General features: G+C 40.7%; 19 protein-coding genes. 9 read left to right on the forward strand and 10 right to left on the reverse strand.

The window, feature by feature from the left end:
- Positions 1-63: 63 nt before the first annotated feature.
- On the forward strand, positions 64-900 hold the full coding sequence (locus tag HZB59_12195) for a DUF309 domain-containing protein (GenBank protein ID MBI5022188.1): 837 nt from the start codon (positions 64-66) through the stop codon (positions 898-900).
- Between the two features lie 25 nt (positions 901-925).
- On the opposite strand, the gene HZB59_12200 is transcribed toward HZB59_12195, so the two are convergent.
- Both HZB59_12200 and HZB59_12205 read right to left on the reverse strand, forming a co-directional pair.
- Entirely contained in the window at positions 926-2242 is a 1317-nt protein-coding gene (locus HZB59_12200) for a hypothetical protein (GenBank protein MBI5022189.1), read from the reverse strand.
- Between the two features lie 34 nt (positions 2243-2276).
- Positions 2277-4730: a hypothetical protein gene (locus HZB59_12205; GenBank protein ID MBI5022190.1), complete on the reverse strand. Its 2454-nt coding sequence runs from the start codon at positions 4728-4730 to the stop codon at positions 2277-2279.
- 202 nt (positions 4731-4932) lie between these two features.
- Here HZB59_12205 and queF point away from each other — a divergent pair, with 202 nt between their 5' ends.
- A complete protein-coding gene (gene queF, locus HZB59_12210; protein ID MBI5022191.1) occupies positions 4933-5328 on the forward strand; it encodes an NADPH-dependent 7-cyano-7-deazaguanine reductase QueF in 396 nt (131 codons plus the stop codon).
- Between the two features lie 59 nt (positions 5329-5387).
- On the opposite strand, the gene HZB59_12215 is transcribed toward queF, so the two are convergent.
- The 5 genes from HZB59_12215 to rfaE1 are packed head-to-tail and all read right to left on the reverse strand — an operon-like array spanning position 5388 to position 14222.
- Positions 5388-6029: a DedA family protein gene (locus HZB59_12215; protein MBI5022192.1), complete on the reverse strand. Its 642-nt coding sequence runs from the start codon at positions 6027-6029 to the stop codon at positions 5388-5390.
- A gap of 53 nt (positions 6030-6082) precedes the next feature.
- Positions 6083-8224, reverse strand: coding sequence for a ribonuclease R (rnr, locus tag HZB59_12220; protein MBI5022193.1), 2142 nt, complete (start codon positions 8222-8224; stop codon positions 6083-6085).
- Between the two features lie 9 nt (positions 8225-8233).
- The gene (locus HZB59_12225; GenBank protein MBI5022194.1) at positions 8234-12754 is read right to left on the reverse strand and encodes an AsmA family protein; all 4521 of its coding nucleotides are present in this window, start codon (positions 12752-12754) and stop codon (positions 8234-8236) included.
- A 9-nt stretch (positions 12755-12763) separates the two neighbouring features.
- The gene (gene rfaE2, locus HZB59_12230) at positions 12764-13246 is read right to left on the reverse strand and encodes a D-glycero-beta-D-manno-heptose 1-phosphate adenylyltransferase (GenBank protein ID MBI5022195.1); all 483 of its coding nucleotides are present in this window, start codon (positions 13244-13246) and stop codon (positions 12764-12766) included.
- A 4-nt stretch (positions 13247-13250) separates the two neighbouring features.
- Positions 13251-14222 carry a D-glycero-beta-D-manno-heptose-7-phosphate kinase gene (gene rfaE1, locus HZB59_12235; protein MBI5022196.1) on the reverse strand — a complete coding sequence of 324 codons (972 nt, stop codon included), beginning with the start codon at positions 14220-14222 and terminating at the stop codon, positions 13251-13253.
- A gap of 228 nt (positions 14223-14450) precedes the next feature.
- On the opposite strand from rfaE1, the gene HZB59_12240 reads away from it, so the two are divergent.
- The 7 genes from HZB59_12240 to nuoF all read left to right on the forward strand — a co-directional run bounded on the left by HZB59_12240 (position 14451) and on the right by nuoF (position 19776).
- Positions 14451-15254, forward strand: coding sequence for an RNA methyltransferase (locus tag HZB59_12240; GenBank protein ID MBI5022197.1), 804 nt, complete (start codon positions 14451-14453; stop codon positions 15252-15254).
- A 117-nt stretch (positions 15255-15371) separates the two neighbouring features.
- Positions 15372-15728, forward strand: coding sequence for an NADH-quinone oxidoreductase subunit A (gene ndhC, locus HZB59_12245; protein MBI5022198.1), 357 nt, complete (start codon positions 15372-15374; stop codon positions 15726-15728).
- Positions 15719-16249 (forward strand): NADH-quinone oxidoreductase subunit B, encoded by a 531-nt coding sequence (locus HZB59_12250; GenBank protein ID MBI5022199.1) that lies wholly within the window; start codon positions 15719-15721, stop codon positions 16247-16249. Before ndhC ends, HZB59_12250 begins: the two co-directional genes overlap by 10 nt.
- Positions 16227-16709, forward strand: coding sequence for an NADH-quinone oxidoreductase subunit C (locus HZB59_12255; protein ID MBI5022200.1), 483 nt, complete (start codon positions 16227-16229; stop codon positions 16707-16709). Before HZB59_12250 ends, HZB59_12255 begins: the two co-directional genes overlap by 23 nt.
- A gap of 12 nt (positions 16710-16721) precedes the next feature.
- Positions 16722-17978, forward strand: coding sequence for an NADH dehydrogenase (quinone) subunit D (nuoD, locus tag HZB59_12260; GenBank protein MBI5022201.1), 1257 nt, complete (start codon positions 16722-16724; stop codon positions 17976-17978).
- Between the two features lie 31 nt (positions 17979-18009).
- Positions 18010-18474, forward strand: coding sequence for an NADH-quinone oxidoreductase subunit NuoE (gene nuoE, locus HZB59_12265; protein MBI5022202.1), 465 nt, complete (start codon positions 18010-18012; stop codon positions 18472-18474).
- A 3-nt stretch (positions 18475-18477) separates the two neighbouring features.
- The gene (nuoF, locus tag HZB59_12270; protein MBI5022203.1) at positions 18478-19776 is read left to right on the forward strand and encodes an NADH-quinone oxidoreductase subunit NuoF; all 1299 of its coding nucleotides are present in this window, start codon (positions 18478-18480) and stop codon (positions 19774-19776) included.
- 46 nt (positions 19777-19822) lie between these two features.
- Here nuoF and HZB59_12275 read toward each other — a convergent pair whose 3' ends face one another.
- From HZB59_12275 to HZB59_12285, 3 genes are read right to left on the reverse strand one after another with little or no spacing between them, the layout of a single operon-like run.
- Positions 19823-20770 carry a metallophosphoesterase gene (locus HZB59_12275; protein MBI5022204.1) on the reverse strand — a complete coding sequence of 316 codons (948 nt, stop codon included), beginning with the start codon at positions 20768-20770 and terminating at the stop codon, positions 19823-19825.
- A 30-nt stretch (positions 20771-20800) separates the two neighbouring features.
- The gene (locus HZB59_12280) at positions 20801-21724 is read right to left on the reverse strand and encodes a DUF1684 domain-containing protein (GenBank protein ID MBI5022205.1); all 924 of its coding nucleotides are present in this window, start codon (positions 21722-21724) and stop codon (positions 20801-20803) included.
- A gap of 28 nt (positions 21725-21752) precedes the next feature.
- Positions 21753-23165, reverse strand: coding sequence for an alpha-amylase (locus HZB59_12285; GenBank protein MBI5022206.1), 1413 nt, complete (start codon positions 23163-23165; stop codon positions 21753-21755).
- Positions 23166-23173: the final 8 nt, after the last annotated feature.

A 23173-nucleotide genomic window follows, 5' to 3' on the forward strand; every position in this document is an offset into this window, starting at 1 on the left:
TTTTTAAATAATTGCATGTGCGAATTCTTTTTCTTATTTTGACAAAGGTAAGAATATTATTCTATGAAAAAGAAAAACAACGAAAATAACGAGAAGAAAAATACCGATTATTCTTTCTCAGCGGAAGACTGGGAAGAATTCGAGCGCGGAATAACTTATTTCAACACGGGTCAGTATCAACATGCGTACGAAGCATGGGAACTGATATGGGAACATTCTGCTAAAATCGAACGGAAGTTTTTGAAAGGTTTGATGGAAATTTCATCAAGCTGCCAGAAAGCTTTATATCGGAATGATTATGAGGGTGCACAAGATAGTTTTGAGAAAGCCAAGGAAAAATTAAACGATTCGGAATTTCTTCCTGAGTATTTAAGCGTACCTGTTCAACCATTAATTGAATTTCTGGATTATAGTGAAAAAGTTTTCAGTCGAAAACGAATCAATGGTTCTGTAGAGGTTTGGCGTAATCAAATCCCCAAAATTTATTTTCATAAACCATCCAATCCCGACTTATTGGTTGAACTTTGTGAAATAACCAGGTCCGACCTTTTTAAAAAAGGAGTTAAGTATTATAATCAGGGTTATTTCTGGGAAGCGCACGAAATATGGGAAGAGCTTTGGCGCGAGCAGGTTGGCGAAGGCAAAAGATTCATCGAAGGTTTTGTGCAATTAGCCGAAGCATATCATTTTGTAAAAGGGGGTAAATTCAGTTCGGCAGTCTATCTGTTTGAGAAATCACTTTCAGGGTTACGGGGATTTGAAAGAATTGAATGTTTAATATCTATTACATCATCATTAAACGACGCAACTGAGTTACTCCAAGCAATACGGTTTTTACCCGCACAACAAAATACATCTTTCAAATTTCCAAAGAAACCGCAAATCGAAATCATTAATTGATGCGATTAAGTCTTTTCTAACCGATTCAATAACCTAATTTTTTCCGTATTTGTTGTTCTATCATTAGATGATCATCGGCTGAAATAGGTAACTCATTCCGCAACATTTCGAGGTGTTTGACTTCAACCGGCGATAATGTTCCATCTTGCCATGCCGCGAGCATGGCATCCGTGTATACCTCGGTTTTCGCTTCTTCAGTTATCGTTCGTATGTCATCTTGAGAAATAGAAAGAGCGGAGGCAAGTTCATAGATTAATGTATGCAACTCCTCTGTCGGAATACCATCCTTCCACGCAATCATCACCCCTTTTTTAAAAAGATTGATATTAATGGAATGAGGGAGGGAGCTCATCTCGGTCAGGCGTTTTGAGTCATCAGCTTGCTTCAGATCCTGGACTAATTGTTCGAGTTGGGCGGCTTCGGCATTTTCAGGATCGAGTAAAAATATTTTCTGTATTTCGAATAAAGCAGCTTCGGTATTTTGCAGCGCTACCTTATCTTTTGCGCTGGTTAAATATTCTACGATTTTTTGTTGAACAGCTTCCATGCGTCCTTCTTCGCGAGCCGCAAGTATCATTTGTTCTTCACGTTTCCTGATTCTTTCGGTTTCGAGTCGTTTACGCAATTCCTCTTCAATTCGTCTCTTTGCTTCTTCTTCGGCACGACGTCGTTCTTCAAGTTCGCGCTGTCTTCGTTCTTCCTCCACTCTTCTACGTTCCTGCTCTTCAATCTCTTCTCTTCTTTTTCTTTCCTCTTCCTCGGCTCTGCGGCGGATTTCTTCCTCCGCTTTGAGTCGGGCTAATTCTTCTTTCTTTTTTATCTCTTCTTGGAGCCGTTGTCGTTCTTCTTCGATCCGCTTCCGGGTTTCCTCTTCAAGCCGTTTCCGTTCATCTCCTAATTTTTTCTTCGTTTCGTTTTCGCGTTTTCTGCGCTCCTCATCAGATTGCCTGTGCGCGTCTTCTTCCTGCAAACGCCGCATTTCAACTTCTTGAGCTCTTCGTCTTAACTCAGCATCGGCAATTTGTTGTTCCGTTTCCTGCCGTCTCTGTTCCTCTTCAAGCCGTTGTTTATCGGCGTGAATTTTCTGTTTCAGTTGTCCGCCGGTTTTTTTCTTTGTCTCTTCCTCGTCGAATGATTCACCCAGATGTTCCAATTGGGTGATTATACGGTCTTTGTAGGCGCGGGCATAAAAATTTCCGGGATCGATTTCAAGAGCTTGTTCAATTTCCTGCAGCGCTCCACGGTAATCCTGAGATTTAAGTAATTTGTCTGCATTTTTTAACAAATCACTCGCAAGTTGTTTTTTTGCGCCCTCGTTTTTCGTATTATCTTTTTTGCTCAAAGCTGTTCCTGTAATTAAATCTTATGTTAATATTTTATCTTGACCGTTCCTGAATTGCCGTTTTATAATCCGGTTTCTCCAACATATTGAAGAAATCGGCATTGACTAATTCATTAAATTTATAATTCAAAGCTATTGCTTCGCGCAAGAAGCGGGCTGCCTGATTTTTCTTCTTCTCATCGTACTTCTTTTCTTTCTGAAAATACATCTGTAGAGAATACATCTGGGCGATTTTATATCTCACTTCTGCATTGTCCGGACTTAATGCCATTGCTCGGTCGGCAATGGCTACCGCTTCGGGAAATTTACCTAATCGGGTTTCTGCCAATGCCAAGTATGCTACAGGGCGAGCATCATTGGGTGATTTCCGAATATGGTCTTGCAATAATATTTCGAGCTTTTTTAAATATTTGTCAGAATCAAGATGACCCATTATCTGCTTTAAGCGTGAATAATTATATAATGTATGATAGTCGTCTTGATTCATCAGAATTATTTTATCACATGCTGCAAGGACGCGCTGGCTCTGCGAAAGGCGCAGATCCGGATCAACAAGTATCGCATCCGAGGCCGGTCCGGCGATATATGCCAAAGAATCAGGAGAAAATCGAATTGCGCGTTCATGATAAAACATACTCGAACCGGTTTTGCCGAGTAATTGATATGCATTCGCGTATGTTTCCAATAACTCAGGATTGCAGGCATCTGTTTGATAAGCGCGGTTAAAGGCATCGAGTCCTTCTTGAGTTTTACCTACCTTGAAAAGTAGTTTACCTTTTTCAGACCATGCTACGCTGTTGTGCGGTGATAATACCAACGCAGTATCAAAATATATAAGAGCCCGGTTATAATTTTTATCGAATGCAAGAACTTTACCGAGTGAAATATATCCTTTATCCAATGCTGGATTAGTTCGGATTGCTGCATCAGCAAGATTTTTCGCAGTATAAATTATCGTATCACCTGAAATAGCACCAATTTCAAGTTGAGAGACTAAAATATCAGCAGCAAGCGCCAACCCTTCGGCAAATTTCGGATCACTCTGAATAGCTTGAAGTATAAGTTCGTAAGCGTTTTTTAAGCTTTCGGGAGTTTTTCGATGAAGCAATTCACGACAGCGTAAATAAAATAAATAGGAATCTGCATTCTTACTCGAAACCGAGAGTTTTAAATAATTATTATCTGTTTGAACAGAAAGTTTTAAAACCTCACTTAATTGTTTGGTAATTTCACCGGGCAACAGAGCCAAATCAACCGAAGGTGCGGGAAGTTTAGTAGACCAAATCAGTTTTCCGAGCGAATCAGACAATTGAAGCTCAAGTAAAAAATTCGAACCGGTTCTGCGGATATTTCCTTTCAAGAGATAAGTGAAACCGAGTCGATAGACTTCTCGATCGGGTAAAGAGGTTTTTTGCACGATCTGATATGCAGATGAAAAATTCATGACGGGTGCAGCGGAGTAAGAAGCAAATTTATCCGTGACTTCTTCAGCCAGGGCAGTTCCTAAAACATTTTCTTCAAGTGTATTAGATTCATTCACCCATGGCATAACTCCAACCCGGACAGGCAATGTAAAAACATATTTCTTCATCTGGATCAATACAAGAATCGTTACCAGGGCGAGTATTGCCAGAATGCCCGCGATGAATTTAATCGGGTTGCGTTTTTTTAATACCGGTTTGGCTGGTTCCGAAATTTTACGTTCGCGTCCCACACGCTTTTGTTTTTCTTCAATGACTTCGGGGGCAATTGCGGTTTCATCACGTCTGGACCCTCTGATTTTCGCTTCCAATTCCAGGGCTTCAGGATTGGTTGGATCGTTCACCAGCGCTTTTGCTACTTCAACAAGGGCAAGTTCCGAATCCCCTGCCGCAAGGTATTCGTTCGCGTTTGCGATCAAAGTACGAACACGCGAGTTTTTCTCGGCATCTTTTAATCTCTTCTCTTCCTCTCTCTGTTTCGCGAGAAACTCGCGTTGTCGATTTTCTTCTTCAAGCCGTTTCTGGTCTTCCAACTCGCGCCGCTGTTTTTCTTCATTGCGGATTCTGGTTTCTTCCTCTAAACGCAATCGTTCTTCCTCTGCGCGCTGGTGCTCTAGGAGTTCTTTCTCCCGCTGCGCCTCTTCTTCTAATTGTTTTTGAATTAGCGCTTGACGTTTACGTTCTTCATCTTCAATTCTTCGTCGCTCTTCTTCTTCACGATTTATTCGAATTTCAATTTTGTTGCGGAGTTCTTTCTGGAGCTTGGCAAAATATTCGTTTGCCAAAGTGTTGATTTTATTCTCTTCAGCATCACGCGCGGAGATGACTTTCTGAAGTTTAATTTTATAATCTTGATCTTCACGTGTTTTGCGAATGTTAAAAACATCTTTGGCTCTCTCTGTGATCTCATCATCGAGACGTTTTGATGCTTCTGTGAAGGAATCGGCTTTCGCCTTTAAAATCCTCTCCTCTAAATCCTTCGGTATATTATCGTTGAAATCGCTCACTAAAACCCTTTCATATAGACAACCTAAACTGGCAAAATATATAGAAATGTTTGAGGAATGTCAACCCTTATTCAAATTTTATCACGTGTTCCGCTGATATTCCCCAAAATCCTTATAAATATTTGGAAATACGCATTATTTTCAGTTCCTTCAGAAGGAAAAATTATTATGAAATGGAGTAATTAGCATGAAAAAGGGAAAAATGTTAAAAGGTCTAGACCGGCGGTATGATGTGGATAAGGATGAATCTATCGATGTGAAATCACTCGAAACCATTCGTTATGAATACCCGGGCAAAGATATACTTGTCAATATCGACACAGATGAATTTACCGCGGTATGTCCATATTCCGGTTTACCCGATTTCGCGAATATAAAAATTGATTATATCCCTAAAAAAGAAATTATTGAATTACGGTCATTCAAATATTATCTGCTTTCCTTCCGAAATGTTGGAATGTATCAGGAACATGTCGTGAATAGAATTTTGAAGGACTTAGTTAGATGTTGTAAACCGAAATGGATGAGGGTGATTGCAGATTATAAAGTCCGCGGCGGAGTTCACACGATTGCCACAGTTGAATGGGGGAAGAAATAAATTTATAGGCATAATTGCACTATGCCCGAAACATTAATTTCTAAAGAGTGATTGTGGGATTATTTTTTTTTGAGTTTATGTCTTAGAAATTCGACTACTGGGGGGATGGTTGAGATAACGATGATTGCGAAGATTACTAATGTGAAATTGTTTTTTACTGCAGGGATGTTCGCGAAGTAATAACCGGCAAAAACAAAACTTGCTACCCACACAATTCCACCGATAATGTTATAGCTGATGAAGTGGATGTAAGTCATTTTTCCGATGCCGGCAACGAAAGGTGCGAATGTACGAATAATCGGAATGAACCGCGCGAAAATTATAGTCTTTCCTCCGTGTTTCTCATAAAATTTGTGTGTCCGGTTCAGATATTCTTTATTCAAAAAGCGGACATTCTCTTTGTGGAATATTTTCGGACCCACAACTGCTCCAATCCAATAGTTTACGGTATCTCCGAGGAAGGCGGCAATCGAAAGCAACACGAAAAGCCAGAGCGGATTCAATGCACCTGCTGCCGCAAATGTACCGGCGGCAAATAATAGTGAATCACCGGGTAAAAAAGGAGTTACAACAAGACCCGTTTCACAAAATATTATTAAGAATAATATCGCGTATGTCCAATTCCCATATAATAAAATAAGTTGATTCAGATGTACATCTATATGGAGAATAAAATCGATTAAACTGTTAATGAGTTCCAAAATAATATCCTTTAATGAATTGATTTGATGTGAATAGGATCGTTAAAAATAAATTATTCGACAAGTGAAAAATCAATTTCTCTCTCTTCGGTGTCAACCCGCACTACCTGTATCTCGATTTTATCTCCCAGACGGTAACGCTTCTTAGATTTGCGCCCTGTGAGTGAATATTGTTTTTCGTTGTACACATAATAATCACCTTCCATGTCTCGTACATGAATCAAACCCTCAACGAGAAGGTCGGTAATTTCAACAAAGAGTCCGAAGTTTGTTACCCCTGATATAATCGCATGAAATGTATCGCCGACATGACGTTTCATATATTCAACCTGCATAACTTTAACCGACGCGCGTTCAGCTTCCATCGCCACTCTTTCCATCTCGGAAGATTGATCGCATATTTCCGGAAGGAGAGAAATCAATTCTTCTCGGCGTTTATGCGGCATTTTGTTCTCATATTCGTGCAGAAGTCGATGGACAATCAGATCGGGGTAACGCCGGATCGGGGAAGTAAAGTGAGTGTAATACTTAAATCCTAACCCGAAGTGTCCCAAATTTTTATCGGTATAGATCGCTTTTGCCATTGAACGGATTGCAACCTCGTTGATGACATTTTCTTCCTCTGTTCCTTTAACATCTTTTAAAAGCTTTTGAAGTGCTTTGCTTGTCACTCCGCCTGCGATGTTAAGGGAATAACCGAGGTGCTCTACGAACGAAGCAAGATCGGCAAGTTTATCCGGCGGTGGAATATCGTGAACACGGTAGACAAACGGGCGGATATTTTCAACCTTTTTATTTAATCCGATATGCTTTGCAACAGATTGATTTGCAAGGAGCATAAATTCTTCAACCAGTCGGTGAGCATCTAACCGTTCTTTTTTCAAAATCTCAGATGGTTTGCCATTTTCATCGAAACGGAATTTTGTTTCAACCGATTCGAAATCGATGCTTCCTTCTTTCATTCTTTTCTTCAACAATGCCTGGCTCAGCTTGTGCATTTCAGAAATTATCGATGCGAAATCACCGCTGCCTGTTTCGATTATTTTTTGAACTTCTTCATAAGTGAATCGTCTTTTGCTGTGGATAATGCTCTTGACAATTTGGTATTCTTTGATGACATATTTCGTGGAAATTATCATGAAAACTGAATATGTCAACCGATCAACTTTCGGTCTCAAACTGCATAAATTGTTTGAGAGTTTTTCCGGCAGCATCGGTATAACTTCGTCCGCAAGGTATACACTTGTTCCGCGATTCAGCGCCTCGCGATCGAGGAGCGAACCTTCCGTAACATAGTGACTGACATCGGCGATATGAACCCCAAGTTTGAAATTGCCATCGGGTAATTTTTCTAAAGAGACAGCATCATCAAAATCTTTCGCGTCCTCGGGATCGATCGTAAAACAAATAGATTTTCGTAAATCGAGCCGTCGCGCAATTTCTGATTTTGGTATCGTTTCGGATATATTTTCTGATTCGGAGAGAATTTCGGGTGGAAATTTTAGAGGCAACCGAAATTCACGTGCGATTCCAGACATCTCTGCACGCAACTCACCCGATTTACCAAGTACCTCCAGCACACTTCCTTCAGGATTGAGGTTTCGCGATTCCCATGATTCAATTTGGGCAACAACTTTATTCCCGGGCCTGGCGCCATGCGTTTTACCTTGCGGTATATAAATATCTCTGCCGATTTTTGAATTATCAGGAACAACATAATTAAAATTTTTACCTTTTTGGAATATACCGACAATCGGTTTACTTGTTCGCTCGATTATAGCGACAATTTCGCCTTCCATTAACTGATCCGTTTTTTTTGATTTTCCATGCTGGGCGAACAATGCAACGCTAACCGTGTCGCCATCGAGCGCGGTGTTCATGAAACGTTGCTCAACGGTAACTTTTCCTTCATTCGGCGGAAGCAGTTCAACAATTCCTGTCCTTTGCCGTGTTGTTTTAAGAATACCGGCTAATCTGTTTGAAATAGGTGCAGAGGCGTATCCGTAGCGCTTCTTATTTCCACGTAAAATCAATTTTGCCTGATACAATTCATTCAATGCCTGTTGAAATTTTCGGAGTTCGGATTGTTCTTTAATGGCGAGCCGATGCGCGATGACGCGCGGTTTAAATTGTTCCCTCGGATATCTTGTTAAGAAGCGGATTATTTTTTCTTTTATTTCTTCTAATTGATCCATATTATTTTTTCAAAATGAGAAGCGATAAAATATCCGCGCTTCGTTAGTGAGTTTTTTATCTTCAGGATTATCGCCTTCAACTTTGCGCTGTATTTCGATATAAAGATTTCTGATTGTTGGAATGTTGAAGAGATCGCCGACATTAAGCTGATAACTTACATTAGTGTTACCGATATCCTGCAAAATCATTCCGCCAACTCGAAGTGAACCTTTTCCAACGGTTGCAGTTACGTTTATGCTTGTTCCTTCTTGCACACTGCCACCCCGGTATGTAACGTCGGCGCGGCGGATGAATGGGAATTCACGTTTCAAGACCTCGGATAGAATACTTGATAAAAGATTTGATGCTACCGAACTCCCGGTCGCCGAGCCGAGACTGGTAAACTCCTGCTGGTCGCGCGATGTGAGCTCATCTCTAAATTTCCCTGTAATAATAAATGCGAGTGCATTGGATTGTACATCTCCGCCTTTGGCATGTGAGGTGAAATCGACCGGATCTTCTCCGGGTCTTTTTTGAATTTTCATTGACATAGCAGGCTTTGGTTCCAGGCGCGTACCCGAAATATCTAATGTGACTATAATCTTTTGATCAACCGGTTGTTCGGTCGTTTTCTGATCGGTTGTCGGTTGAATTGTTTGTTGTTTGTAAGCTTCATAGGTCGCTTGAATATCCAGTTCAGGATTATTCCATTGGCCCACAAATTTTATTTTCCCCTTTGCATCGAAATGCTTGAAGAAATTATAATACGATCGGGGTGAAACATCTATTTCTCCGTAGATATTAGTCGTCCCTTGTTCATTGATTACACTCGCCTTGCCGTCAAGCTCAGCATAAAGTTCTTCACCTGTCGCCGGTGTGAAGATCATCGTTAACGCAGTTGGTCCGCGTGTTTCAACGTTCAAATTGTACCGTAATCGATCCAATATGGGAGATTCAACCGTTCGATTTGTTATTTTATCAATACTGTCGGTTTCTGCAAAATAACGTGAGACCGGTACGGTAGTTGTTGGAACCTTGGTTGTATCATCGATTGATTGGTAACGGAGTGTAAGATTTTGATTGATTGATTCCTGATCTTTTGTTGGAGGAAATGTGAGATTGGCTTCGCGAACATATAATTTCCCCGTCAAATATGGTCTCTGGAGCGATCCTTTTAAATTGATTCCGCTGCTGTCTGTTTCAGTGAATAGGATTCCGTAAATGTTGGGTGAAATTTTTCTTGTCGCATCTGTCATCAACAGAAAATCACCTTTTAAAGTGAAGTCGAAATAATTGATATTGAAATTTTTTATCGTGAAATAACCGGTTGCCTCAGCAGCTCCGACAAATCCTTTCTCTTTAATATTTGTAACTTTGAAGTTCTTAAGTTTGATTTTATCTGAATCTGCTTCGAGATCGCTGTTTAGAATATAGCGAAGGTTATTCGGATTAAAAAGGAATCTTGTATCGGTGAATGAGATGTTACCTTTATATTCCGGTTTTTGAGGAGTGCCTTGCAGATCGATATCGCATCGGATTTTACCCGTGAGTTCATCAAAATCGTACAGTAGCGGATCTAGAAGAGCGAGATCGAACTGTTCCGCGGTCAATTTTAAGCTCTGAGGTTTTGCGGGAAATCTCTCTTCCACATTTTTGAATGCGAGATTGCAAGGTAATGTTCCGTTCAATCTTAAATCGGGTGTGTTTGCCGAAGGATTTCTTTTTATTGATAGATCGATGACTGCATTTTCGTTTTCGTAATCCATAGAAGCATCGATCTTACCGAAAGATGATTTTCGGTATGTTATATCGGTTGTTTTTAAATTCGCATGAATGACAGGCGATTCAATTGTTCCGGATAGTGTTATGCCCGCATTCAACATACCGTTAAATCCCTTCCCGGGACGTCTAAGTGATTGATCGGAAGAAAAAACAGCGATTGATGCAAGATCGAAATTGCTAAGGGTTGCCTGCAAGTTTAAACTGTCGTTCCTATTGACTGATCCATTGAATGACAGCCGTTGATTATCCCTGAAAAATTCCGCATGCATTATACGAATTTCGTTGAGATTGAGGCGCAGCTGAACATCCTGGAGATTATTCCACACATAATTACCGTATCCTAACTTTACCGAGTCGAAATCGATCGCATATGTATTCGGCAGTACTGATATTGCACCTTGCAGCCGGCAATTGTAACTTGAGTCTATTGTTGCCCTGGCAGAAATCTTAGATTTTACTTTTTGATAATCAAAATCAATCTCGGTGTTTGATATTTTTTTTGTATTGATCCTGCCGGAATCGACAGCTAAACTTAATAAACCAGAAACATTTTCTAAAATATTAGTTTTTCGCAGCGAATCTATTTGCGCGTTAAGCTTCGTATGATGCAGCAGAACACCGCCCTTCGTTGTTCCTACGAAAAATTCTTCGAATTCACCCTGAGATGTTATTGCAAGAGTTTGACCATCGCTTCTAATTAATCCTTTTATATTTCCGCGAGCGTCAAAAGGTGTTTCGCTTATCAGCGAAGAGATTGGTTCCAGATTTTTTAAATCGATATCATAAGAGAAATTTATCGGTGGATTTTTGCGGATAGATTTATTTTTTCCGGAGTGCTTTGTGGTAATCGGTTTTGTGGTATCGGTTGAAATATGTTCGCTTACCGATGCGATGAGTGAAATAATATTTTCTGTAACTTCAGTACCCGACTCTAACAGACGAAAATTACCCTCGATGTTCGCATCCGCGATTTGTGATTTTATCATCAACTTACGTGCAAGAGTGTCGTTTTGATTCAACGAAAATGAGATTTCATCTGAACTCAATTCGTGATTTCTAAATGTGGATGGAAGCAGAGATAATGCGACATTACATGAAAGATAATCAAAGTTGGTTCCTTTCCCCGTAACTGTCCCTTTAAAATTAAAATCGCTCTGATAATTATCGTCTTCGACGAACGGTGCGAGGTTAAACGATGATACCTCCATGGTTCCGTCGTACTCTGGGAAACTTCTTGGAGGAAAATCTATGGTTCCTTGTAAAAAAGTTTTTGAGTTTCCGGAACTTATTGTGATATTTCCGTCGATGTTCCTGATCGACCCGATAACTGATATATGAGCGTTACTTATAGGAATGTTTCGGATTTCGGATGAATCTATGGAAGCTTCGAGTGAGGCGGAGAGTTCTTCAACTTTGAAACCTCTACCGCTGATAGTTCCGTTGGAATTCAATGCAGTTCTGAAATTCTCTATCTTAAATAGTTTACCGAGATCAATATTGTTTATCTCATAATCAAAATCGTATTCAGGGGGATCGGCATCGAGATTCATATTACCCTTCACCATTGCACTGTTAACCGAACTTTTGAGAGAAGCCATAGATCTGAAATTAGTCGGTCTGCCGCTATAAGTCAAAGAAATAGCCAATGGTTCCATCTCTCCGAATTTAGGGATAGGTAAACCGGCCAATAATAATGAAACATCGGGAGGATTAATAACGCTGTTCTTACTTTCGACATCGAGAAATAATTCTTCCGGTTTGTGTAGATTGCGAATATTCCCTGATAACGTTATTTCGCTGAGCAAAGTTTTTAAATGAACTTCGGAAAGATTCAAATCACCGAATTCACCGTTGGCAACCAGATCGGCTGATGTTGAGCCATCCAAAAAATTTACTTGGGGAAGAAAACTCCTCAATTCTACGAGAGAAATATTGTCGGCGTGGAAATCAAGTTTTGTGGAGTCATGCTCGAGGTCTGCCAGTTCAAGATTTTCGAAGAGATTGATTTTTTTCATTTCGGCAGTGAATCCGAAATTTGATTTTCCGGTCTCTATCTTTACCTTTTCAGCTTTAACGCCTTTATCGGATGCGACGAATTTGCCGCTGAAATTTTTTAACTCGAAATCGGACTCAGGCGAATACCAATTTAATTGTAGAATCCGTACCTCGTAATAATTTTGTTTGATTGTTGCATTCATAACTAAACTGAGTTCGCGCAATGAAAAACTATGGTACTCGAAATATGCTAGCGGCATATCCCAGTGGTCAGGTGAGACAAGGGAGGCAGAATCTAAAAGCTGTACTACTGAATTGTTTATTCTGATTGTATCGATCTGAATAGTCCATGTGAGCGGAGTGGATGATGTATCTTCGCTCGGTTTAATCAATGAGCTGATATTCCAGTAGCCATTCACGGGTCGGAAAAAACGGATAACCGGATTATCGATGCGGATACTTTCAATTTTTATTTTCTTTTCAAAAATCGATAGAAGATGATATCGTAAAGAGATTTTATCCGTTCTCAGGACAGTGCCTGATTGATCATCAATGGCGAGCGAATCAATGGAGAATCCTGTTAAAAAATTTCCTTCGATAGTTCCTAAGTGTAAAGTACCGTTAATATTCGTCGATATTGTTGATGCGAGAGTTGTTCTTAATCTGTTCTTAAAAAATGGTGTTTGAGTAAAAATGGCAAGAAGTCCAATTATAATTAATATAATCAGCGATGAGATCCCGATCCATTTCAATATCCGTTTAAAAAGCTTCATCTGAATAATTTACTTCGATCCGAATCGTTTTAATATCATTTCTATGATGGATGTTGTCGATCTATCCGGGATAAATTCAATTGCCATTACTCTGCCGCCGGCTTTTTCAACTACATCCTTACCAACTATCGCATCAACACTCCAGTCTGCACCTTTAACGAGAACATCAGGGACGATTGCAGAGATTAAATTGAGCGGTGTATCTTCATCAAACAAACAAACGTAATCGACGGGTGATAGATTTGCAAGAACGAAAGAACGATCATTCTCGCCAACGATTGGTCGTTTATCTCCTTTAATTCTGCGAACAGATGAATCAGAATTTAAACCGACGATAAGAACATCTCCCAACGCTTTGGCTTTGATAAGATATTCAATATGTCCGCGGTGAATAATATCGAATACACCGTTTGTAAAAACGACTTTTTTATTTTCCTTTCGCAGTGAGTCGCGTTCCGACATTAATTCATGTAAGCTTAAAACTTTTCCCATATGCTTATTTGGAATTCATTGATTGATGATCGTTATCGCGCAAGATAGTTTTTTTTAATTCGTCGAGATTAATCGGAACGATTCCTGCGTACCCACAAACAATTCCGCCAGCAAAGTTCGCTAGAGTGGCGGCTTCTTTTATTGTTGAATCGCCGGCAAGTGCCATAGTCAACGTGGAGATAACGGTGTCTCCCGCGCCCGAAACATCAGATACGGTGAGTGCCTTAGTGGGCATATGAGAAATCTTTCCGTCAGATTCGAACAGCGACATGCCATGCTCGCCTCGTGTTAGTAAAACATTCTTAACATGGAGTTTCTCAATCAACGTTTTACCCGCAATCAGAATATCTTCATCTGTTTTTAACCGGATCCCCATTGCTTCTTCAGCTTCTTTACGGTTCGGTTTAATCACTGTAACATTTTTGTATTCAAAAAAATTATTGAACTTCGGATCAACAGCAATAATTTTCTGATTCGCGTTCGCGATGCCTATGACTTCGGAGATCAAATTCTTTACTACTACACCTTTGTTGTAATCTTCGATAATGATACCGTCTATCGATTTTATATTATTTCGGATATGATCAAGTAATATTTTCTGAATCTCAACAGATATATCCGATTTCTGTTCGCGGTCGATGCGGACCACATGCTGATTGTTCGCGATAACTCTTGTCTTCACAGTTGTCGGACGGGTACTGTCTGTCGCGATACCGTTGGTTTTGAAGCTACCCTCCCGCAGCAATTCCAATAATTGTTTGCCGCTATTATCGTCACCGATGACGCCTGTAAGAATCGGTTCGCCGCCAAGCGATTTAATATTCATGGCAACATTTGCTGCTCCGCCAAGCCGAATTTGCTCCTGCTCCATATCAACTATAGGCACCGGTGCTTCGGGAGAAATTCTCGAAACATTTCCCCAGATGTATCGGTCTAACATCAAATCTCCGACCACGGCAATCCGCTTCCCAAGCATCCCGCTGAATATTTCATTCAAACGTTTCTCAGATATTGTAACCAACCGCAAACTCCTTTAAATATATACTGTTATGTTTGATAGAAATATACTTACATACCGTGTGAGAAGCAAGAAAGTGAAGAAGAATTAATGGAATAATGGAGTGATATTGACGATTAATCTTACATTCGAATGATTATTTTAAAACTTTGTTTATTCTGACGCATTTTCTATATTTGCTACATTATGAAAACCTATAAAAATATATCACACTCTTTACTAAAATCATATTCCAAACTTACTCAAAGAAAATATCGCCAGAATGACAGGAAATTTTTGGTGGAAGGTGTTCATCTTGTTGAAGAGGTGTTGAACTCGGATTGGGAAGTGGAAGCGATAATAATTAACAGTAAAGGGTTTGTTAAGGAAGTTGGAAAGTTCGGGACTTGGGAAGTTGGAAATGCTGTACCGATGTACGAATGTTCCGAGAAAGATTTCAAAAAATTATCCGATACGGTTACATCGCAGGGGATAGTGGCGGTTGTGAAGATGGAGGAATTCCCCGCAAAGAATTTATGGAATCAATTGCCGCGACGTTCGGTAATTGTCGCAATGGATGAAATTACCGATCCGGGAAATGCGGGCACAATTTTGCGCACGTGCGATTGGTTCGGCGTGGACGCGGCACTGGTCGGTAACAACTCGGTTGATCTCTTCAATCCTAAAGTTCTCAGAGCAACGATGGGTGCGGTGTTTCATTTCCCTATACTGACAGATATAAATTTGGATTCGATGTTATCGCAGAGTAAAGAACATAAATTTAAAATCATAACCACAGTCCTCGATTCGGGAAACGTGCTAAACCGATTTTCATTCCCTGATCGATCAATAATAGTTTTAGGTAATGAAGCGCGAGGAGTATCTGAATCAATAAAAAATCTTTCTGATGAATTAATAACAATTCCAAAGTACGGTAAAGCTGAATCGCTTAACGTGGCGATATCGTGCGGGATTATTTTGAACGCAGTAAGGTTGGGTGCTGGTCAGTAGTGAGTAGATAGTGGTTAGTAGTCGGTGGTTAGTGGTTGTTTATTTTATGTTTGCATCTCATCGGCTTTTTTCCTACATTTTCAATAATAATCAATCAATATTCATCATAATTTTCAGATGTTAGCGGATTATATTCCAATCGGTATAATGATTATTTTCGGTGTCGGCTTCGCGATAGTTCTGACTAAAGCGAGCGAATGGTTTGGTCCGAAAAATCCGAACGAAGTTAAGCAATCGATCTACGAAAGCGGCATGGAGCCGGTTAAATCGGCGCGCGAGAGAATTTCAATAAAATATTATATGGTGGCGATGCTTTTCATTCTGTTCGATATCGAAGTCGTTTTCATGTATCCGTGGGCGGTAAATTTTCGATCACTCGGAATGTTCGGCTTCGTTGAGATGGTAATATTCATCGCGGTCTTGATGGCAGGATTTTTATATCTCTGGAAGAAAGGCGCTTTCGAATGGGACTAGTGAAGACCGACGAACCATTCATCACCACAAAGATCGATCAATTCATTGGATGGGCGCAAAAAAATTCTCTATGGCCCATGCCGATGGGAATTTCTTGCTGCGCGATCGAAATGATGTCTTTCGCCGGTCCGCGTTATGATTGCGCGCGTTTTGGTTCAGAGGCATTCCGGTTTTCTCCCCGCCAAAGCGATCTCATGCTGGTTGCGGGAACGGTAACATACAAGATGTCGCATGTTGTGCGAAAAATTTACGATCAAATGCCCGATCCGAAATGGGTAATCGCGATGGGCGCATGTACCTCGACGGGCGGAATGTATCGTTCTTACTCGGTTGTGCAGGGAATTGATCTTTTCATTCCGGTTGATGTCTATATTGCCGGATGCCCGCCGCGTCCGGATAACTTAATAAACGGTTTGATTGAAATACAGAAAAAAATTGCCGCGGGACAAAAGCCGGGGCAATCTGAAAAAATTTACATCCAAGAATCACCACGGAAATATGAAAGAAAAATTACTCAATAAACTGAACGCATTATTTAAAGAAGCGATCGAATCGGTTGAAGAGTTCCGGGGTGAACTGACTCTCATAATTAAAAGGGAGTATTTATTGCAAACCGCACAAGTTTTACACGATGACCCGGAATTAAAATTCGATTCGTTGCGCGATGTTTGCGGTGCCGAAAGGTTTTTACCCGGCGATAGATTCGAGGTCATTTACAATCTCTACTCGATTCAAAATAAATTCCGTTTGCGGTTAAAAGTACATCTTCCCGAAAATGATCTTCATATTCCAACCGTATCATCGATCTGGACTGCGGCGAATTTTGCCGAGCGCGAAACTTATGATATGTACGGAATCGTTTTCGATGGGCATCCTGATATGCGAAGAATTTATATGCCGGAAGAATTTGAATATCATCCGCTCCGAAAAGATTTTCCTCTGATGGGTATTCCCGGTTCACTTCCTCTGCCACGAAAATAAATTTTCCCGATCATGTCATTCGAACAAAATCAACACGAAGCGCGACAAAAAATTCTCAAAGCATTAGAGAACCAGCATACAACTGTGATGTTCAGCGATTCTCTTGAGAATGAGATGATATTGAATATGGGTCCACAGCATCCCGCTACACACGGAGTGCTTCGTTTACTACTGCGCTTAGACGGAGAAACGATTGTTGCTGCAGTTCCCGATCTCGGATACCTTCATCGTGGTTACGAAAAGCTTGCAGAGAATATGAATTATCACGAATTCATTCCTCACACAGATCGTCTCGACTATTTATCCCCGTTAGCGAACAATGTTGCGTACGTTCTTGCGGTAGAAAAACTCGCCGGTATTGAAGTGCCTCAGCGCGCTCAATATCTTCGCGTTATATGTGCAGAACTTGCCCGGCTCGCATCGCATCTTGTATGGATCGGAACGATGGCGATGGATGTTGGTGCCGTTACAGTTTTATTATGGGGATTTCGCGAGCGGGAGAAGATTCAGGACATTTGGGATTTGCTGACTGGTGTGAGGTTTACAACGAGTTTCACGAGAGTCGGCGGCATGGCGCAAGATATTTCTGGTGAAGCTATCGCTGCAATTAAGAAATTTTTAGACGAGCTACCCGCGTCGCTAGATGAGTGCGAGAATGTTTTAGCGCGCAACAGAATTTTCATCGATCGTTGTGAAGGAATCGGTTACGTTTCAAAAGAAGATTCTATTGCGATAGGTCTCACAGGTCCGTTGCTTCGCGCAGTCGGCGTTGATCATGATCTAAGAAGAGATGTGCCGTATTTAGTGTATGATAAATTAGATTTTCATGTTCCTGTTTATCAGGATGGTGACGTGCTTGCCCGATTCTATGTCCGCATAACGGAAATGAGAGAAAGTATAAAAATTCTTTGGCAGGCATTAGATAAAATGCCGGCAGGTCCAATCCATGCCAACAAGCCAAAGCAGGTACTTCCGCGTAAAGAAAAAGTTTACGGTAAAATGGAAGAACTGATACACGATTTCATGTTGATAAATTTTGGAATTAATCCTCCCATTGGCGAAGTGTATCATGCAATCGAGGCATCGAAAGGTGAATTAGGATTTTATATACAAAGCAAGGGAGATGGTTATCCCTGGCGGTTGAAAATTCGGTCTCCGTCATTCTGTAACATCCAATCGTTACCGATGATGCTTCAGGGTGGATTAATTTCGGATGTGGTTGCGGTTATCGGCAGTCTCGACCCGGTAATGGGCGAGGCGGATAAATAATAATTCAAAATGCAAAAGTAAAAAGTCAAAAATGTTGACGCAGGAAAATAAAAATAAGATAGACGCTCTAAGAAAACAATTCCCCGATACAAAATCGCTGACTATTCCCGCGCTTCATATCGCGCAAGAGCAGTACGGCTGGGTGTCGGAAGAGGCGATGAAAGATATTGCACTGTTGCTCAATCTACCCGAAAGCCATATCATCGGTGTTGCAACATTTTATACCATGTTCAACAAGAAACCGGTAGGGAAGTATCATATTCAGGTTTGCACGAACGTTTCGTGCCAACTCCTTGGATCTGAAAAAATATCCCGATACATTTGTAATAAATTAAATATCAAAGTTGGTGAAACTACATCCGATAAGAAATTCACCATTTCCGAAGTTGAATGTCTAGGTTCATGCGGCACAGCACCAATGATGCAGGTGAACGACGATTATCATGAAAATCTCACGCCTGAAAAAATTGATAAGATTCTTCAAGAATTGAAATAAAATATGTCGGAATTTTCAGAAAAAATATTACTGCCGGATATTCCAAATCTCCATCGGATCGAAGTTTACGAACAGAACGGCGGATACCGCGCGATCAGAAAAGCTTTAGAGATGACGACCGATGCCGTGATCGATGAAGTCAAAAAATCGAATCTGAAAGGTCGTGGCGGTGCGGGATTCCCAACAGGTTTAAAATGGACATTCATGCCGAAGCAATCCGCGAAACCGAAATATCTCTGCGCTAACGGAGATGAAGGTGAACCCGGTACATTCAAAGACAGGCAGATATTCGAGTTAAATCCGCATCTTTTTATCGAAGGATCTTTGATCGCCGCTTACGCGATGGGAATTACAGCCGTTTACGTTTACATTCGCGGTGAGTATGTAAAATGGATTAAGATACTCCAGCAATCAATAGACGAAGCATATTCAAAAAATTATATCGGGAAAAATATTCTCGGCACACAATTCTCAACAGATATTTACATCGTCCGCGGTGCAGGTGCTTATATTTGCGGCGAAGAATCTTCGCTGATGAACTCTATCGAAGGTGAGCGCGGTTATCCGCGTGTTAAACCACCATTCCCGGCACAGGTCGGGTTGTGGGGATGTCCGACTACCATCAATAATATTGAAACGATTGCGAACATACCTCACATTATAAACCGCGGGGCGGAATGGTATTCGCGAATCGGCGCACCAAAACATCCGGGTACACTTTTATTCGGTGTAAGCGGACATGTAAACAAACCGGGCGTTTACGAATTACCAACCGGAACATTGCTCACAGATATCATCTTCAAACATGCAGGCGGAGTTAAAGATGGTAAAAAGATTAAGGCGGTTATTCCCGGCGGTTCATCGACAAAATGGATCTTAGGCGAAGAACTTGAGGGAGTTAAGATGGATGCAGAGTCTTTGAAAGCTTACGATACGTCCATCGGTACAGGCGGAGTGATAGTGATGGATGAAGATACGGATGTAATAAAAGTTCTTGCGCGGTTGACACATTTTTACCATCACGAATCGTGCGGACAATGCACGCCTTGCCGCGAAGGATGCGGATGGATGGAAAAAATTCTAAAGCGCTTCATCGCTGGCGAAGCGCAGATAGAAGATATCGATCTTCTTTTGAATGTTGCGAACAACATCGAAGGAAATACCGTCTGCGCCTTAGGCGATGCCGCCGCCTGGCCCGTTCAAAGTGTTATTAAAAAGTTCAGGGGAGAGTTCGAGAATCGGGTAATAAAAACACCTGCTGAAAAAAAGTACATCAAACCACCACATCTGGTTTCGGCTTAGTAGCAAACCGATAGCAACTAACGATTCGCAACTCGCCAATCACCAATCAATTCTTCGGCTTCAGCGGATCCGAGTGTGTTGAATCTACCGGTGGCGCAGTTGGAATCATCTTATCATCGGGCGTAGTAATTTCTGATAATTTTGTATTGTACAAAGTGTAACTGTCCACAAGTGAATCATTCCGTGTGTAGAATTGAAATGTAATACTATCTTTTGATGCTTTAACCAATTGTGCGCCGTAATCATCGCAGTATCTAACCTGGCTTCCCTCAATCGGATTAGCGAATGTATAAAGACTTCGACCGCCCGATCCATTCACAAGATATAATAAACTATCTATCATTAATCGTTCGTACAAATGCTCATGACCTGCTAAAACCGCGTCGGCACCCCATTCTTTGTATTGCCACTGGGCAGGAGGGAAGTTGCCGTGGTCTTTTCCCGAACTATAAGGTGCATGATGGAAGTAAACAATTTTCCATACTGATGTTGAACCGTTCATACGTTCGTTCAACCATTGTGCTTGTTTAGATGTATCGGTGTTACCATCAGGTTCATGCTGATCACTATCGAGCGCGAAAAAATGTACCGGTCCTTTAACGAAATCATAATATCTTTCATTGCCGGGTAGAGTAAAATATTTTAAGTATGGAACCGCGCCCGCTACTCGCCAATCGTGATTACCTAAAGTTGGAAAAAATCTATTTATCGTATCTCCCTTACCAAACTTACCGAAGTAAGGAGAAATAAACTCGCTGTAATATTGTCCGATATTTATATCGATAGTAGAATCTTCACCGTAATCATAATTGTCATCACCTGTAGTGATAACGAAATCCGGCTTCCAGCTTTTCACAAGGTTTGCAACATCTTCGGCTTCCTTACTTTCCCATCCGAAATCTCCGATGACGGCAAATCTGATTAGGTCTTGACCGATAGTTTGAAATGAAAATGCCGATAGTAAAATCGATAATGCCAAAAATTTTGATCTCATAAAATTCTTTATAATGATAAATTAATAAAATTAATGATGACCTCCGCCTTGATAATTTTTCTCACCGGCTTCGATTCGAATAGGAAGATAATTTTGTTTCGGCGGCAGCGGACACGTTGCAAATTCCGTGAATGCGCATGGCGGGTTGTATGCTTTGTTGAAATCCAATACAACATTATTCGCGGAATCAGGTAAATCAGCGTAAAGGAATCGACCCATTCCGTATGTCTCTTTGCCCGCGGTTTCATCATGGAATATAATGAAAAATTCTTTCCCTTCTTTTAGAGCATCAAGCCGGAGTTGGTTGCCATCGATATCGAAAACAATCGCTCCCGGGCAAGTGTCGTTATTGACCTGATTAAGAACATTAACTATCGGGATAATTCTGGGCGGATCGTAAGGTTCGAATTTCGCTTCAAGTCTCCACTTAAGTTCTATCGGGAAGGACGATAATCCTTTAAAATATTTTCGTGAAGGATTTTCGTTGTCTTTCACTCGAACACCAAATCTATCGCCTCTTTTGATTACGTGGAAATTGAGGGAACCAAGTTTCATAATTGTTGGTGTTGCTTTACCCGATTCGTCCGATTGAATTTTCATTTCGCTGACGGCGGAATCGTCGCATATGATTGAAACACCTTTAGCGCATTTGAAACGAAGTTGCCCTTTCTCGAGGAAAATAGAGCCAGCATGAGCGGGTGATCTTTCCGGTGGAAAGATTATAACATTGGATGAATCCGTACCGAATTTATTTTCACCTTCATTCAGCCAGAATAATCCGCATAAGGTTAGCCATCCATTTTCTTTTTTCAATCCTTCTGTGCGCTTTATTTGCCAATCTGTAATTTCTTTTTGGTACGAAGCGTAATCGATCGATGGTTTTTGCTTGCATCCTGCGATGATAAGTGTTGAAATAAAAAATGCGGTAATAAAAATTCTATTAACAGGGGGCATAATAATTCTCAAGCAAATTCTAATTTATTCACTTCTCACTCACTAAATAAATCTGATAACCAAATGGTTGAATCGAGGGATTGAAAATCTTTCCTTTTTCAACCTGTATGGAATTGTGAGTAAAATAATCTTTCAACATTATTTTGGATGCTTCACCGATTGATTTGTCGAACGCGAGCTTTATCTTGGGTGTTCGTAAGGCATCTGAAAAATTTAATATGACTAAGATTTTATCTTTTCCTTCAATCCTAAGAAATGCGAAGATATTTGTATCATCACTTGTTGATGCTTTTATAAATTCACCGTGCGAAATTGCCTTATGCACTTTCCTCAATTTAAAAAGAGAGCGATATAAAGTATCCATCTCTCGCGATCTGTTCCAGTCGATATCAACTTTTTCAAAGAGTCCAAGTTTTTGATCATTAGCAACTTCTTCGCCATTATAGATTAGTGGTATTCCAGGGATCGTGTTGATTATTACTGCCGATAGCTTCAATCCTACCTTACCGAATTTTAGAATTGCGGGTTCATCCCAGGCGTTTTTATCGTGATTAGTGTTGAAACGCAGGCGAAGTGAGTTGATCGGGAATTCTGATTTTTCTTTTTGAAAAAGAGTATCTAAGAATTTTGCCGATCGTTCGTTCTTCAGCAATGGTTCCAGCGCATCGTAAATATTCCAGGAGTAAGTAATATCAAAAGCGTTCAAGTGATGTTCAGGCAGTGATCCTTCAGACAGCATCATGATCGGTTTTATCTTATTCAGTTTGTTCCGGGCTTCTTCCCAAAAATCGAGGGGTACCAACTCGGAAACGTCGCATCTGAATCCGTCTATGCCGATATCTTTCACCCACCATTCCATCATATCCAGCATATACTTTCGCAGTCCGGGTTTTGAATAATCGAGGTCTGCAACATCGGTCCAATCGTCATTCGGAGATATAATATTTCCGAGTGAATTTTTTGAAAACCATTCAGGATGTTGTTGAATTAATTTACTGTCCCATGATGTGTGATTGATTACGAGGTCGAGTATAAGTTTTATTTTGTTTTTATGAGCAGTGGTTAGGAGCTTCTGAAAGTCGAGCATTGAGCCGAATTCAGGATTCGTATCGTAATAATCCCGAATAGAATAAGGGCTTCCCAATTTTCCTTTCCGGTTTTTTATCCCGATCGGATGTATGGGCATCAACCAAATAACGTTGACGCCCATTTCCTTTAATTCCGGGATTCTCTTTTCCAGCCCTGCGAATGTACCCTCGGGAGAAAACGAACGAAGATAGACTGAATAAATTATTGTCTCTTTCACCCAGTCGGCACTCTTTACCGCATTTTTATGTGCGGTCGACTGTCCGTTCTTTTCTCCTGAAATTTCTCTGCTGACAAAATATGCAGAGGAAGAAAAAAATAAAAGGACAATGAAGAGAATACGGGTTCTCATCATTCACCTTT

The organism is Ignavibacteriales bacterium (assembly GCA_016214905.1).
Taxonomy (GTDB): domain Bacteria; phylum Bacteroidota; class Ignavibacteria; order UBA10030; family SZUA-254; genus PNNN01.